Annotated in this window: 11 protein-coding genes; 6 read left to right on the top strand and 5 right to left on the bottom strand. The window is 62.7% G+C overall.

All coding sequences use genetic code 11. The features are described 5' to 3' along the window. Positions 1-2 precede the first annotated feature (2 nt). The 3 genes from urtC to urtA form a co-directional block, all read right to left on the bottom strand. Positions 3-1,178 carry an urea ABC transporter permease subunit UrtC gene (urtC, locus tag GDR53_RS14095; protein ID WP_193335102.1) on the bottom strand — a complete coding sequence of 392 codons (1,176 nt, stop codon included), beginning with the start codon at positions 1,176-1,178 and terminating at the stop codon, positions 3-5. Continuing rightward, positions 1,175-2,809, bottom strand: a complete 1,635-nt coding sequence (gene urtB / locus GDR53_RS14100) for an urea ABC transporter permease subunit UrtB (protein WP_193335103.1) — start codon at positions 2,807-2,809, stop codon at positions 1,175-1,177. Before urtB ends, urtC begins: the two co-directional genes overlap by 4 nt. Positions 2,810-2,884: 75 nt before the next feature. Beyond that, the gene (gene urtA / locus GDR53_RS14105) at positions 2,885-4,183 is read right to left on the bottom strand and encodes an urea ABC transporter substrate-binding protein (RefSeq protein ID WP_193338105.1); all 1,299 of its coding nucleotides are present in this window, start codon (positions 4,181-4,183) and stop codon (positions 2,885-2,887) included. 239 nt (positions 4,184-4,422) lie between these two features. Here urtA and GDR53_RS14110 point away from each other — a divergent pair, with 239 nt between their 5' ends. The 5 genes from GDR53_RS14110 (at position 4,423) to GDR53_RS14130 (ending at position 11,770) form a co-directional block, all read left to right on the top strand. Then, positions 4,423-7,797 (top strand): hybrid sensor histidine kinase/response regulator, encoded by a 3,375-nt coding sequence (locus tag GDR53_RS14110; RefSeq protein WP_193335104.1) that lies wholly within the window; start codon positions 4,423-4,425, stop codon positions 7,795-7,797. Beyond that, positions 7,784-8,713: a response regulator transcription factor gene (locus GDR53_RS14115; protein WP_193335105.1), complete on the top strand. Its 930-nt coding sequence runs from the start codon at positions 7,784-7,786 to the stop codon at positions 8,711-8,713. Before GDR53_RS14110 ends, GDR53_RS14115 begins: the two co-directional genes overlap by 14 nt. A gap of 382 nt (positions 8,714-9,095) precedes the next feature. Then, the gene (locus GDR53_RS14120) at positions 9,096-10,112 is read left to right on the top strand and encodes an ABC transporter substrate-binding protein (RefSeq protein ID WP_193338106.1); all 1,017 of its coding nucleotides are present in this window, start codon (positions 9,096-9,098) and stop codon (positions 10,110-10,112) included. Positions 10,113-10,199: 87 nt separating this feature from the next. Beyond that, complete coding sequence (locus GDR53_RS14125; RefSeq protein ID WP_193338107.1) at positions 10,200-10,955, top strand: ABC transporter ATP-binding protein; 756 nt, start codon at positions 10,200-10,202, stop codon at positions 10,953-10,955. Continuing rightward, positions 10,952-11,770 carry an ABC transporter permease gene (locus GDR53_RS14130; RefSeq protein ID WP_193335106.1) on the top strand — a complete coding sequence of 273 codons (819 nt, stop codon included), beginning with the start codon at positions 10,952-10,954 and terminating at the stop codon, positions 11,768-11,770. The genes GDR53_RS14125 and GDR53_RS14130 overlap by 4 nt, the downstream gene beginning before the upstream one ends. Here GDR53_RS14130 and GDR53_RS14135 read toward each other — a convergent pair. Then, on the bottom strand, positions 11,767-12,285 hold the full coding sequence (locus GDR53_RS14135; RefSeq protein WP_408639765.1) for a MarR family winged helix-turn-helix transcriptional regulator: 519 nt from the start codon (positions 12,283-12,285) through the stop codon (positions 11,767-11,769). The two genes, GDR53_RS14130 and GDR53_RS14135, sit on opposite strands and share 4 nt — an antisense overlap. A gap of 133 nt (positions 12,286-12,418) precedes the next feature. On the opposite strand from GDR53_RS14135, the gene GDR53_RS14140 reads away from it, so the two are divergent. Then, positions 12,419-13,309: a branched-chain amino acid aminotransferase gene (locus GDR53_RS14140; protein WP_193335107.1), complete on the top strand. Its 891-nt coding sequence runs from the start codon at positions 12,419-12,421 to the stop codon at positions 13,307-13,309. Between the two features lie 63 nt (positions 13,310-13,372). Here GDR53_RS14140 and GDR53_RS14145 read toward each other — a convergent pair whose 3' ends face one another. Then, positions 13,373-13,963: an ABC-type transport auxiliary lipoprotein family protein gene (locus tag GDR53_RS14145; RefSeq protein ID WP_210321336.1), complete on the bottom strand. Its 591-nt coding sequence runs from the start codon at positions 13,961-13,963 to the stop codon at positions 13,373-13,375. Positions 13,964-13,965 lie beyond the last annotated feature (2 nt).

The following is a 13,965-nucleotide window of genomic DNA, read 5'->3' on the forward strand; positions in this document are numbered from 1 at the left end:
GCTTACTCCGCCGGCTTGGGTTGGGGATCGGCGCGGGCTTCCACCTGCTGCGGTGTCGGCGCGCCGCGATCGTGCTGCTCGCGTTTGGTCGTAGCGGCGCGATATTGGCCGATGAGGCCGACAATGCCCTTGGGCAGGAACAGCGTGGTGACGACGAACAGCGCGCCCAGGGCGAAGAGCCAGTATTCAGGGAAGGCGCCGGTAAAGTAGGACTTGCCGACATTGACCAGAATGCCGCCGATGATGGGGCCGATAATGGTGCCGCGGCCGCCGACTGCCGTCCAGATCACCACCTCGATGGAATTGGCCGGGTCGAATTCGGAGGGGTTGATGATGCCGACCTGCGGCACATAGAGGGCCCCGGCAATGCCGGCGATGATGGCCGAGACGACAAAGGCAAAGAGCTTCACATATTCGACGCGGTAACCGAGAAAGCGGGTGCGGCTTTCGGCGTCGCGCACCGCCACCATGACCTTGCCCAGCTTGGAATTGACGATCATCGAGCAGGCCAGCACGGCCAAGGCCAGCGCAATGGCCGAGGCGGCAAAGAGAGCGGCGCGGGTGGAGCCCGCCTGCACGGGCTGGCCGAGAATGTCCTTGAAATCGGTGAGGCCGTTATTGCCGCCAAAGCCCATGTCATTGCGGAAAAAGGCCAGCAGCAGGGCGTAGGTCATGGCCTGGGTGATGATGGAGAGATAGACGCCGGTGACGCGGCTGCGAAAGGCAAGGAAGCCGAAGACGAAGGCCAGCAGGCCCGGCACGACCACGACCATCAGCATGGCGAACCAGAAATTGTCCATGCCCATCCAGTACCAGGGCAGTTCCTTCCAGTTCAGGAACACCATGAAATCGGGCAGGATGGGATTGGCATAGACACCCCGGGTGCCGATCTGGCGCATCAGATACATGCCCATGGCATAGCCGCCGATGGCAAAGAAGGCGCCGTGGCCCAGCGAGAGAATGCCGCAATAGCCCCAGACCAGGTCGAGCGCGAGCGCCAGCATGGCGAAGGTGAGATATTTGCCGAACAGGGGCACGGCATAGTTGGGCAGGCGCAGGGGATGGCCGTCGGGCAGCAGCAGGTTGGACATTGGCACGAGAATGGCGACAGCCAACAGGATGGCGACGATCCAGATCGCCTTGCGATCGAGGGCGCGGAAGAGGGCCTGGGTAATCATGCTTCGATCGAGCGTCCCTTGAGCGCGAAGAGGCCGCGGGGACGGCGCTGGATGAACAGGATGATGAGGACAAGAATGATGATCTTGCCCAGTACCGCGCCGGCATAAGGCTCGATGAACTTGTTGGCGATGCCCAGGGTGAGGGCGCCCACCAGCGTGCCCCAGAGATTGCCGACGCCGCCGAAGACCACGACCATGAAGCTGTCGATGATGTAGCCTTGGCCCAGATTGGGCGAGACATTGCCGATCTGGCTGAGGGCCACGCCGGCGAGGCCCGCAATGCCGGAGCCGAGGCCAAAGGTCAGGGCATCGACCAGAGGCGTACGGATGCCCATGGCCGAGGCCATGCGGCGGTTCTGCGTGACAGCGCGCATGTGCAGGCCGATGGCGGTATATTTGAGCACCAGCAGCAGGGCCACGAAGACCAGCATGGCGAAGATGACGATGTAGAAGCGGTTCCAGGTGATGGCCAGGCCGCCGAGCTCGAAGGAGCCCGACATCCAGGTTGGGTTGCCGACCTCGCGGATATTGGCGCTGAAGATGCGCTGCACGGCCTGCTGGATGATCAGCGAGATGCCCCAGGTGGCCAGGAGGGTTTCGAGTGGCCGGCCATAGAGGAAGCGGATGATGCCGCGTTCGATGGCGATGCCGATCAGGCCGGTGACAAGGAAGGCCAAAGGCAGGGCGATGGCCAGCGACCAGTCGAACAGGCCAGGGAAATTCTGGCGGATGATCTCCTGCACCACGAAGGTGGTGTAGGCGCCCAGCATGACCATTTCGCCATGGGCCATGTTGATCACGCCCATCACCCCGAAGGTGATGGCCAGACCGATGGCGGCCAGCAGCAGGACCGAGCCGAGCGAGATGCCGAACCAGATGTTCTGCGCCACATCCCAGACGGCGCGGTCGCGGGCGAGTCCATCTATGGCGGTCTGGATCAGCGGCTTGACCGTGTCGGGCGCGGTATTGAGGGCAGTGGTCAGCGTATTGAGCGCGTCGCGGCCGCCAATGGCCTGAACTACCGGAATGGCGGCCTGCCAGTCCTCGATGGCGGCGTCGGGCGTCTTGAGAATGATGGCGGCACGAGCCTGCTGCATGACGCGCTGGATATTGGCGTCGGTTTCGGCTGATATGGCGCTGTCGAGCAGTTCGAGCTGGGCCGGATCGGCGTCGCGCAGGATGGACTGGGCGGCAAACAGGCGAATGCCGGGGTCTTCGCTCAGCAGCGTCATCTGGCCGATGGCGGTGCGCAGCACGCGGCGCAGGCCGTTATTGACCTTGACCTTGTCGAGACCGTCTTCTGTCAGGCCGGGCAGTTCAGCCCCGGTCACGGGATCGGAGATCGTGCCCTTGCCCCCCGAGGCAGCGGTAAAGACCACCTTGCCGGTGGCCTCATCGACATAGAGTTCGCCTTCGAGCAGGATTTCGAGCACGGGCACGACACGAGGGTCGCCGGTGGCGGCGAGCACGCCGATGGCAGCTTCACGGTCCTTGAAATTGCCGGGGGCGAGGGCGTCGACCAACGGGCTGAGTTCCGCATCGGCGATCTGGGCCTGGGCAGGAGCGGCAAAGCCGAGCGTGAGGGCAAGGAGGAGCGCGATGGTCCGGAGCAGGGTGATTGCGTTCATCATTGGCCTCATGCGTCTGTCAGTGGAAAGACGAGGGCGGCAGAAGCCGTCCTCGTCGCGATTTCTGGGTGAAGCGAATTACATCGCCGTGCCGCCACACATCTTGGTTTCGGTATTGTAGTTGCCGCAGGAGATCGGGGCCGTCCAATCGGCTTCGATCATCTTGGATTCGGGCAGGAAGTCGGACCAGGCATCGCCGGGGACGAGTTCGGATTCCGAGACGACTTCGAACTGGCCATCGGCCTGGATCTCACCGATCAGCACCGGCTTGGTGATGTGGTGGTTGGGCAGCATGGTGGCGATGCCACCGGTCAGGTTCGGGGTCTCGAGGCCGATGATGGCGTCGAGCACGGCGTCGGTATCGGTGGTGCCGGCCTTTTCGACGGCCTGAACCCAGAGGTTGAAGCCGATGACAGTGGCTTCCATCGGGTCATTGGTCACCTTCTCAGCGTCGCCCATGAAGGTCTGCCAGGATTCGATGAAGGCAGCGTTTTCCGGCACATCGACGGACTGGAAGTAGTTCCAGGCAGCCAGGTGACCGACCAGGGGGGTGGTGTCGAAGCCGGCGAGTTCTTCTTCACCGACCGAGAAGGCGACGACCGGGATGTCCTCGGCCTTGATGCCCTGGTTGGCGAGTTCCTTGTAGAACGGCACGTTGGCATCGCCATTGATGGTGGAGACCACGGCGGTCTTCTTGCCGGTCGAGCCAAAGGTCTTGATGTCGGAGACAATGGTCTGCCAATCGGAATGACCGAAGGGCGTGTAGTTGATCATGATGTCTTCTTTGGCGACGCCCTTGTCCATGAGGTACTGCTCAAGGATCTTGTTGGTCGTCTGCGGATAGACATAGTCGGTGCCGGCCAGAACCCAGCGCTCGACGCCTTCGTTTTCCATCAGGTAGTCGACGGCGGGGATGGCCTGCTGGTTGGGAGCGGCGCCGGTGTAGAACACGTTGCGCTGGCTTTCTTCGCCCTCGTACTGGACGGGGTAGAAGAGGATGGAATTGAGTTCCTCGAAGACCGGCAGAACCGACTTGCGCGAGGAGGAGGTCCAGCAGCCGAAGACCGCGGCGACGCCGTTGACTTCGATCAGTTCACGGGCCTTTTCGGCAAAGAGCGGCCAGTCGGAAGCGGGGTCGACCACGACAGCCTCAAGCTGCTTGCCCAGGAGGCCGCCCTTCTTGTTCTGCTCGTCGATCAGGAACAGCATGGTGTCCTTGAGCGTGGTTTCGGAAATCGCCATCGTGCCCGACAGCGAATGCAGGACGCCGACCTTGATGGTCTCATCCTGGGCAAAGGCCGGAACCATGGCCGTCATGGAAAGGCTGCCGGCCATGGCCGCAGCAAGCAAAGCGCTCTTCGCGCCGAAATTGTTCATGTGATCGTCCCTCATGCAAAATGTGCCCCAAGCCACCAAGGGAGGCGCTTGTTGGGGGGACTGTGGGATGGATTGTTAACCGGGCCCTATACGTCGATTGACGTACCTGCCCGTCTGGCAGAGTCGCGCAGTGATCGCCGGGGCTGCAAAAACCTAGTGTTTGCAAGGAAAGAGCGTGCTAACACTGGCTTGACGATTATTTGTGCGGCCGACGAAATTGATTAACAACTAGACGGTTCATGGCGCGACAACGCATCATTCCCATCCGCCGCGAGTATAATCGCTGGGTCGCCAACCAGACCCTGGAAGATTATGCGCTACGCTTTACCGCCAAGTCGGCGCGGCGTTTTTCCAACGACCGCATTTCGCAGACGGCCATCGGGGCGATCTCTTTCCTGGCGCTGGAAGCCATCGGCGGCGCCATCACCCTGAGCTATGGCACCACAAATGCCATCATTGCCATCGTCGTGGCCTCCATTGCCATCCTGGTGATCGGCCTGCCCATTGCGCGTTACGCGACCAAGCACGGCGTCGATGTCGACCTGCTGACGCGGGGCGCGAGCTTTGGCTATATCGGCTCGACCATCACGTCGCTGATCTATGCTAGCTTCACCTTCATCCTGTTCGCCATCGAGGCCTCGATCATGTCGAGTGCGCTGCAGCTGGCGTTCGGCATTCCGCTGTGGATGGGCTACATCATCAGCGCGGTGGTGGTGATCCCGCTGGTGACGCATGGCGTGCAGATGATCAGCCGATTCCAGCTGATTACCCAGCCGATCTGGATCGTGCTCAATATCCTGCCCTTCATCTTCATTGCATTTCTCGACTGGGACAAGTTCGAGCTGTGGCGCGGCTTTGCCGGACTGGGGCTGCCGGAGGCGCCAGCCGGCAGCATGGCGCCGTTCGAACTGGCCAAGTTCGGCGCGGCCTCGGCGGTAATCCTGGCGCTGATGACCCAGATCGGCGAGCAGGTCGACTTCCTCCGCTTCCTGCCGGCCGAAGGCGCCAGCAAGTGGCGTCACAAGGTGGCGATCTTCCTGGCCGGTGCCGGCTGGGTGGTGGTGGGCGCGCCCAAGCTATTGGCGGGCTCGTTCCTGGCCTATCTCGCCCTCTCGGTGGGGGTAGCGCCCGAGCATGCGGCCGAACCCGGATACATGTATGCGGTGGCCTTTGGCTACATGATCCCCAATGAATTCCTGGCGCTGATGCTGATGGCCGTGTTCGTGGTGATCAGCCAGCTCAAGATCAATGTGATGAATGCCTATGCCGGCTCGCTGGCCTGGTCGAATTTCTTCTCGCGCCTGACGCATAGCCATCCCGGTCGCGTGGTGTGGCTGCTGTTCAATGTGGCGATTGCGCTGCTGCTGATGGAGTTGGGCATCTACCGGCTGCTCGAGGAGACTCTGGGGATTTTCTCGATCATCGCCATGGCCTGGCTGTGCTCGATCTCGGCAGACCTGTTCATCAACAAGCCACTGGGCCTGGCGCCGCCGGGCATCGAATTCAAGCGGGCGCATCTCTACGACATCAATCCGGTCGGCGTGGGCTCGATGCTGCTGGCCACGGTGATTGCGCTGGCCGCCCATTTCGGGGTGTTCGGCGCGATGGCGGCGGCCCTGTCGTCCTATGTGGCGCTGGTGGTGGCATTCATTGCCTCCCCGACGATCGCCTGGGCGACCAAGGGGCGGTATTATCTCGCGCGCAAGCCGCGCAAGCAGTGGCAGACACTGAACTCGGTGACCTGCTCGATCTGCGAGCATCCGTTCGAGCCCGAGGACATGGCCTGGTGCCCGGCCTATGCGGCGCCGATCTGTTCGCTGTGCTGTTCGCTCGATGCGCGCTGCCACGACATGTGCAAGCCACACGCGCATATCAGGGCCCAGACCCATGCGGTCGCCGCCAGCATCCTGCCCGAATGGGCCATTGCCAAGCTGCAGACAAGGCTCGGGCGCTATGGCATTGCCATGGCGATCGCGGTGACCATGCTGGGGGCGGCGCTGTGGCTGATCTACTATTTTGCCGCCGGTTCAGCGCCGCATACGGCCGATGTGGTGGGGGGCACGCTGGCGGTGGTGTTCTTCGTGTTTGCCGTCACCGCCGGGATCATCACCTGGTTCCTGGTGCTGGCGCATGACAGCCGGCTGGTCGCCGAAGAGGAAAGTTCGCGGCAGAACACGCTGCTGCTCAAGGAAATCAATGCGCATTCGCGCACCGATGCGGCGTTGCAGCGGGCCAAGGAAAAGGCCGAGGCCGCCAATCTGGCCAAGAGCCGCTATGTGGTGGGGCTGAGCCATGAGCTGCGCACGCCGCTCAATGCGGTGATGGGCTATGCGCAGGTACTGGAGCGCGATGCCGGCCTGCCGGAAAACCGGCGCGGCTCAGTGCAGATCATCAGGCGCAGTGCCGAACACCTGTCGGGGCTGATCGACGGGTTGCTCGACATTTCCAAGATCGAGGCAGGGCGGCTGCAGGTCTATTCCAACGAGATCAATATCCAGGATTTTCTGGACCAGATCGTCGACATGTTCCGCCTGCAGGCCAAGGCCAAGGGCCTCGAATTCCGGCACCGGCGGGCGCCGGCGCTGCCGCTCTATGTGCGCACGGACGAAAAGCGGCTGCGACAGATCCTGGTCAACCTGCTGTCGAATGCCATCAAATTCACCAGCGCCGGCCATGTCAGCTTTACGGTGGAATATCGCAACCAGGTGGCCAGCTTTGTCGTCGAGGACAGCGGCAGCGGCATTGGGCCAAGCGATATCGAGCATGTGTTCGAGCCCTTCGTGCGTGGCGAGGCGGAGCGCAACCGCTTCGTGCCCGGGCTGGGGCTGGGCCTGACGATCACCAAGCTGCTGACCGAAACGCTGGGCGGGGAGATCACGCTGACCAGCACGCTGGGGGTGGGGACGCGTTTCCAGGCGCGGCTGATGCTGAGCAAGGTGGAACGGGCGCAGGCGATCAGCGCCGATATCCGGCGGGTGGTCGGCTATTTGGGGCCGGCCCGCACCATCATGGTGGTGGACGACAATGAGGATCATCGCGACCTGATGCGCGAGATGCTGGCGCCACTGGGCTTTGCCGTGTTTGCCGCCAAGGACGGGCCGGCCTGCCTGCAGGGGCTGGAACTCGAGCAGCCGGACCTCTATTTCCTCGACATTCGCATGCCCGGCATGAGCGGCTGGGACTTGCTGGAGGCGCTGCGGACCCGTGGCGTCACGGCGCCCGTCATCATGCTCTCGGCCAATATCGGGGACGGCGCCGCGCCGACCGGCGCCGATACCGGCCATACCGACACGTTGGCCAAGCCGTTCGAGCTCAACCAGTTGCTGGACAAGCTGGCGACCCATCTCAAGCTGGAATGGGACTATGCCGCCCCGGCCTTGGCCCAGCAGCCGGCCAAACCGCCCAAACTGCGATCACCGGGGGGCGAACATTTGCGCGAGCTGGTCAGCCTGGGCCAGATCGGGCATGTGCGCGGGATCGAAGCCAAGCTGGTGGAACTGGCGGGCGTCGATGCCAACCGGCCGCTGGTGGAGGCACTGCGCCAGCATGTTGCCGCCTTCGACTTCGAGGGCTATGCCGAACTCATTGAGCGGGTGGGTCATGAGCCGGATTGAAAAAGACCAGGACATCGTACTGCTGGTCGATGACTCGCCGGAGTCATTGGGCTTTCTGACCTCGGCACTCGAGGATGCCGGGGTGACCGTGCTGGTGGCGCGCAGCGGCGAGGCGGCGCTCAACATTGCCCTGCGCGTGGCGCCGGACGTGGTGCTGATGGACGCCGTGATGCCGGGGCTGGATGGCTTTGAGACCTGCCGGCGGCTCAAGGCCATGGCAACCCTGACCCATGTGCCGGTGATCTTCATGACCGGGCTGACCGAGACCGAGCATATCGTGCATGCGCTCGAAAGCGGCGGCGTGGATTATCTGTCCAAGCCGATCAATGTGGATGAGCTGCGCGCCCGGATCCGGGTGCATCTGGCCAATGCCAGGCGGGCGCAGAGCGCGCGCATCGCCCTCGACGCGGCCGGGCGCCATCTGGTGGCGTTTGGCAGCAATGGCGTGGTGCTGTGGTCGACGCCGCAGAGCACAAGGCTGCTCGAGCAGTCGGGTGTGGATATCCAGGGTTCGGGCGAGATGGCCGGTCGTTTCCTGAGCTGGCGCGTGCAGCGGGGTGATGATCTGGCGCCGGGCAGCGGCTTCGAGCTGCGGCTGCCGGGGGCGCCGGAGCTGCAATATGCCTTTCTGGGCGTGGTGGGGGGCGACGAATATCTGTTCCGGCTGGCCCGTGCCCAGGCGGAGGGGCAGGAGGAGGTGCTGCGGCAGCATTTCGGGCTTACCCTGCGCGAAAGCGATGTGCTGCTGTGGATCGCCCGCGGCAAGTCCAACCGCGATATCGGGGAAATTCTGGGCCTCAGCCCGCGGACCGTGAACAAGCATCTTGAGCAGGTCTATACCAAGCTGGGTGTCGAGAACCGCGCTTCGGCAGCGATCAAGGCGATCCAGGCCCTGCAGGCGCTGTTCGAGCTGTAGCGCCGCGCGACGGGCTACGCATGTCGATCACAGATTGATTGCGCTGGAACCCTTGCCAGCACCACCCGTTGTTCGAGCAACCCCGCGGCAATAGATGGCCGGGGAGACGGTTTTGGCTCCGAACGTTGTGGAGCCATCCGGTCGGCGGATGCTGCAAAGGCTGACGCTCCTTTGTGGCGTTCCCGGTTGGGCGCGAAGCTTCGGCTTCGCGCCCTTTTTCGTTTTTGCCGACAAGATGTGAATCCAAGGCTATTTTTCAGGCGTTATGGCTTAATTTTATGCATTGTACAAAATTGTCTCATTTGTAGGCGAATTCTATTGCGCGTCGTTCGCGGGTAGGCTTGTCTTGCTGCATATTCATCCGGGGACATTCGATATGCGCATGCACAGGCTCATCACTACTTCCGTCCTTGTCGCTCTGGCCGGGCTGTCCACCCTGCCGGCCATGGCGCAGACGGCTGTCAAGTTCACGCTGGACTGGAAATATGAGGGTCCAGCGGCCGGCTTTCTGCTGGCGCTGGACAAGGGATATTTCAAGGCGGAAGGGCTCGACGTCACCATCGACAGCGGCAATGGCTCGGTCGAGGCCATTCCGCGCGTCGCCACCGGTGCCTATCAAATGGGCTTTGGCGACATCAATTCAGTGATCAAATATCTCGACGAGGATCCCAGCCAGCCGGTCAAGGCCGTGATGATGGTCTATGAGAAGCCGGTCTTTGCCGTGGTCGGCCGGAAGTCGCTGGGCGTCACCGAAGATCCGAAGTCGCTGGAAGGCAAGACCCTGGGCGCGCCGCCGCCGGATGGCGCTTTTGCGCAATGGCCGGCCTTTGTCGAGGCTGCCGGGATCGATACCTCGGGCATTACGCTGGAATCGATCGGTTTCCCCGTGCGCGAGCCGATGCTGGCTTCGGGCGATGTCGATGGCGTGTTCGGCTTTGCCTTTTCGGTGATCCTCAACCTCAAGGCCAATGGGGTGCCTGACGAGGACATCGCCACCATCCTGTTCGCTGACAACGGGCTGAACCTTTATGGCAATGCCGTGCTGGTCAACGAAACCTTCGCCGAGGGAAACCCAGAGGCCGTGAAGGGTTTCCTGCGCGCGCTGGTCAAGGGCTTCTCGGATGCGGTCGCTGATCCGGCGGCAGGCGTTGCTGCCGTATTGGCACGCAATGAAACGCTCAACAGCGATATCGAACTCGAAAGGCTCGACATGGCCAATGCGATGAATATCAAGACGCCCTACGTGATCGAAAACGGGTTTGGCGATGTCGACATGGACCGGTTGGCTGCGTCGATCGAGACGCTCAAGGTTTCCATGGGCCTGACCGGCGCCGTCGCAGCGGCGGACGTGTTCGACGCGCAGTATCTGGCGCCGGCTGCCGAGCGCATGCTGCCGTAATCAACGCCACATGGCCCGGGCAGTTTTGTCCGGGCCTTTTTCGCAGCCGGAGGCAGGATGGCTCTCGTCAGTATCGACAATGTGGATATGCGCTATGGCGGGGCTGGGGGAACCCTGGCGGTCAGCGGGCTCAACATGCGGATCGCGCGCGGTGACTTCGTTGCCGTGGTCGGCCCATCGGGCTGTGGCAAGTCCACCCTGATGAAGCTGGTCACCGGCCTGCACATTCCCCAGCAAGGCACGGTGATCGTGGCGGGCAGTCAGGTCACCAAGCCCGTATCAATCGTGGGCATGGCGTTTCAGAACCCGACCATGCTGCCCTGGCGCACGACGCTGGAGAATATCCTGCTGCCGCTCGAAATCGTCGAGAGGCACCGCCATCGGCTGCGGGCCAACAAGGCCGAGTATGTCGCCAAGGCGGAGCGCCTGCTCGAGACCGTGGGGCTCAAGGGGTTTGGCGACAAGTTCCCTTGGCAGTTGTCGGGCGGCATGCAGCAACGGGCCAATCTGTCCCGGGCGCTGATCCATGAGCCTGAACTGCTGATGCTGGACGAACCCTTCGGGGCCCTCGATGCCTTTACCCGCGAAGAGCTGTGGTGTGTCATTCGCGACCTGCATGCGGCGCAGGATGTCACCATCGTGCTGGTGACGCATGACCTGCGCGAGTCGGTGTTCCTGGCCGACAAGGTCATGGTCATGAGTGCTCGACCGGGGCGCGTGGTGGCCGAGCATGTGGTGCCGTTTGCGCGACCGCGTCAGCTCGACCTCATGTATGACAGCGCCTTCAACGAAATGGTGCAGGCATTGCATGGCGAGATCGCCAATGCGAGGGCGGCAGCATGACCGGGGTGGAAAGTGTCGTTGCCGATTCCGTGTTGCCCCCGCCCAAAGGCGTTACAATCAACTGGCTGCTGCTGGCGCCCTGGCTCTACACGATAGCCCTCTTCCTGGTGTGGGAGGTTGTCGTGCGTGCGATGGGGATTTCACAGACCGTACTGCCCGCGCCGAGCCGCATTGCCGAGGCGATCGTGCAATACTGGTCGCCGATCTGGAAGAACTCGCTGCAGACGCTCTATACCACCGTGCTGGGCTTTCTGCTGGCGGTGGTTGCCGGGCTGGGACTGGGCCTGTTCGTGGGTTGGTCCAAGTCCATCTATGCCGGGCTCTATCCGATCATGATCGGGTTCAACGCCATCCCCAAGGTGGCGCTGGTGCCGATCCTGGTGATCTGGTTCGGCATCGGCACGGTGCCCGCCGTGCTGACGGCCTTCCTGATCTCGTTCTTTCCCATCGTGGTCAATGTTGCGACCGGGCTTGCCACGATCGAGCCCGAGACCGAGGACGTGCTGCGCGCCCTGGGCGCCAAAAAGCTCGACATCATGCTCAAGGTCGGCATTCCGCGCTCGATGCCCTATTTCTTCGGCTCGCTGAAGATCGCCATCACGCTGGCCTTTGTCGGCTCGGTGGTGTCGGAATCGGTGGCATCCAATTCGGGGCTGGGCAATATGATGAGCTCGGCGCAAAGCCAGTTCAACGTGCCACTGGTGTTTGCCGGACTGATGATGCTCGCCGTCGAGGGCATCGCCATGTACGCGCTGATGGCCTGGCTGGAAAAGCGCATGACCGGCTGGGCGCACCGTTCGACGATGAGCAACTAGTCGCCGTTCACCAGGCTCAGGCGCTCCAGCGTCGCTTGATCGGCGGGGTCGACCATGCCGGCCAGGAAGCGGGTGACGATTGCGCGGGAATCCGGGGGCAGGCTGGCAATTGCCTGGTTGATGCGACTGGCCTGGGTGGCCGACAGGGTGCCGAAGAAGTCGCGGCCCTTGTCGGTGGCAAACAGCAGGCGCTGGCGGCGGTCGGAGCGGCCGGTCTTCTGCTCGACATAGCCATTGTCGATGAGCTGGCGCAGGACGCGGGCCAGGCTCTGCTTGGTGATCTTGAGGATGTCGAGCAGATCGGCCACCGGCATGCCGGGACGCAGATTGACGAAATAGAGGACGCGATGGTGGGCCCGCCCGAAGCCCTGGTGCTCGAGCATGGCATCGGCGTCGCCGGTGAAATCGCGATAGGCGAAAAAGAACAGGCCCATGATGTCGAGGGGAAGGGCCTGCCCGTCGGGCCCAGCGTAATTTATGTCAGCCTTGTTGACATTTTTTTCGTACGCTGCCATTGTCTTCCCATCAGGACGCCGTTGATGTCTTATCCCTCAGCCTTTGTGGTTTGCCAAGGCCCCGGAGGTCGGGCATGATCGTTGCCAAACAGGTAGCGGGGACGGTGTCTGCAAGCATATTCGGGAGACGAGGATGGCCGGCGTGCCGATGGACCAGCGTGAAGGCTGGATCTGGTTTGATGGCGAGTTCAAACCGTGGAAAGACGCAAAGATTCATGTGCTGACGCATGGGCTGCACTATGCCAGCTCGGTGTTTGAAGGTGAACGCGCCTATGGCGGCGAAATCTTCAAGTCGCGCGAGCATTCCGAGCGGTTGATCCGTTCGGCGGCGACGCTGGACATGCCTATGCCCTGGTCGGTCGACCAGATCGAGGAGGCCAAGCGGGCCGTGCTCGACAAGAATGGCCTGGTCGATGCCTATGTGCGTCCCGTGGCCTGGCGCGGTTCGGAAGAGCTGAGCGTGCCGGCGCGCAACAATACCGTGCATCTGGCGATCGCGGCCTGGATCTGGCCGAGCTATTTCTCGGTCGAAGAAAAGCTCAAGGGCATTCGCCTCGAATGGAGCAAGTGGAAGCGCCCGTCGCCGGAGACGATTCCATCTTCGGCCAAGGCTGCCGGTCTCTACATGATCTGCACGCTGAGCAAGGACGCGGCCATGGCCAATGGCTATGCCGACGCGCTGATGCTGGATTATCGCGGCTATGTGGCGGAAGCCACCGGCGCCAATGTGTTCTTCATCAAGGGCAAGGACATCACCACGCCGACGCCCGACTGTTTCCTCAACGGCATTACAAGGCAGACGCTGATCGAGCTGGCCAAGCGCAATGGCTATACGGTGACCGAGCGTCACATCATGCCGGAAGAGCTGAGCCAGTTCGACGAATGCTTCCTGACGGGTACGGCCGCCGAGGTTACGCCGGTCAGTGTCATCGGGGATTACAAATTCACCCCGGGCGATGGCTGCCGCACGCTGATCGACGCCTATTCGGCGGAAGTGCAGCCCAAGCGCGCCGCCGCCGAATAACTGCCGGCATCTGAATGCAAAAGCCGGGCCCAGGGCCCGGCTTTTTTGTGGCCGCTGCGTCGATCACGCGGTTTGGGCAGTCCAGAGCAGGATCTCGGACATGACCTGGCGCAGGGCGGTATCGAGCCCGCCAATGGCGGCTGCTGCCGGCTCGATGGTGGCCGGCTGGGTCGCCGAAAAGCTCCTGCTGGCGAAAATCAGGCCGCGCCGCTCGTCGACCAGCTTGGCATTGATGGTGACGGTGGCCAGGTTGCCATTGCTGGCATCGATCTCGAAGGCCTGCAGGTCGGTCGCCAGCGTGATATCGACGCTGAGCTGATCGTCGGGCCGGCCGATATTGGGAAAGTTGGAGGCCTGGAAGGTCTGCAGCAGCCGGGTCTGCACCAGACGGGGCAGGGTGTCGGATAGCTGGGCGTCGGGCAGATAGCTCAGCACATTGCCGACATCCCGCACGACGACGCGCTGGGTGTCGTAGGTCTGGACGGCCACGGGCAGGGTGATCACCACCACCCGTGACGAGCGCCGACGCATCGGCACCTGGCTGGCGCTGGTCAGATCATAGGTGATGGGCGGGGTGGCGGCGAGGCAACCGGCCAGGCCCAATGCCAGCGTCGAAGCCCCAAAGACCATGAATGCGCGTCGTGTGGTGGCCATCG

Source organism: Devosia beringensis (assembly GCF_014926585.1).
Classification (GTDB): domain Bacteria; phylum Pseudomonadota; class Alphaproteobacteria; order Rhizobiales; family Devosiaceae; genus Devosia; species Devosia beringensis.

Bases quoted from the DNA above. Each gene is read 5' to 3' on its own strand.
- urtC (WP_193335102.1), bottom strand. From the start codon at position 1,178: ATGATTACCCAGGCCCTCTTCCGCGCCCTCGATCGCAAGGCGATCTGG.
- urtB (WP_193335103.1), bottom strand. From the start codon at position 2,809: ATGATGAACGCAATCACCCTGCTCCGGACCATCGCGCTCCTCCTTGCC.
- urtA (WP_193338105.1), bottom strand. From the start codon at position 4,183: ATGAACAATTTCGGCGCGAAGAGCGCTTTGCTTGCTGCGGCCATGGCC.
- GDR53_RS14110 (WP_193335104.1), top strand. From the start codon at position 4,423: ATGGCGCGACAACGCATCATTCCCATCCGCCGCGAGTATAATCGCTGG.
- GDR53_RS14115 (WP_193335105.1), top strand. From the start codon at position 7,784: ATGAGCCGGATTGAAAAAGACCAGGACATCGTACTGCTGGTCGATGAC.
- GDR53_RS14120 (WP_193338106.1), top strand. From the start codon at position 9,096: ATGCACAGGCTCATCACTACTTCCGTCCTTGTCGCTCTGGCCGGGCTG.
- GDR53_RS14125 (WP_193338107.1), top strand. From the start codon at position 10,200: ATGCGCTATGGCGGGGCTGGGGGAACCCTGGCGGTCAGCGGGCTCAAC.
- GDR53_RS14130 (WP_193335106.1), top strand. From the start codon at position 10,952: ATGACCGGGGTGGAAAGTGTCGTTGCCGATTCCGTGTTGCCCCCGCCC.
- GDR53_RS14135 (WP_408639765.1), bottom strand. From the start codon at position 12,285: ATGGCAGCGTACGAAAAAAATGTCAACAAGGCTGACATAAATTACGCT.
- GDR53_RS14140 (WP_193335107.1), top strand. From the start codon at position 12,419: ATGGCCGGCGTGCCGATGGACCAGCGTGAAGGCTGGATCTGGTTTGAT.
- GDR53_RS14145 (WP_210321336.1), bottom strand. From the start codon at position 13,963: ATGGCCACCACACGACGCGCATTCATGGTCTTTGGGGCTTCGACGCTG.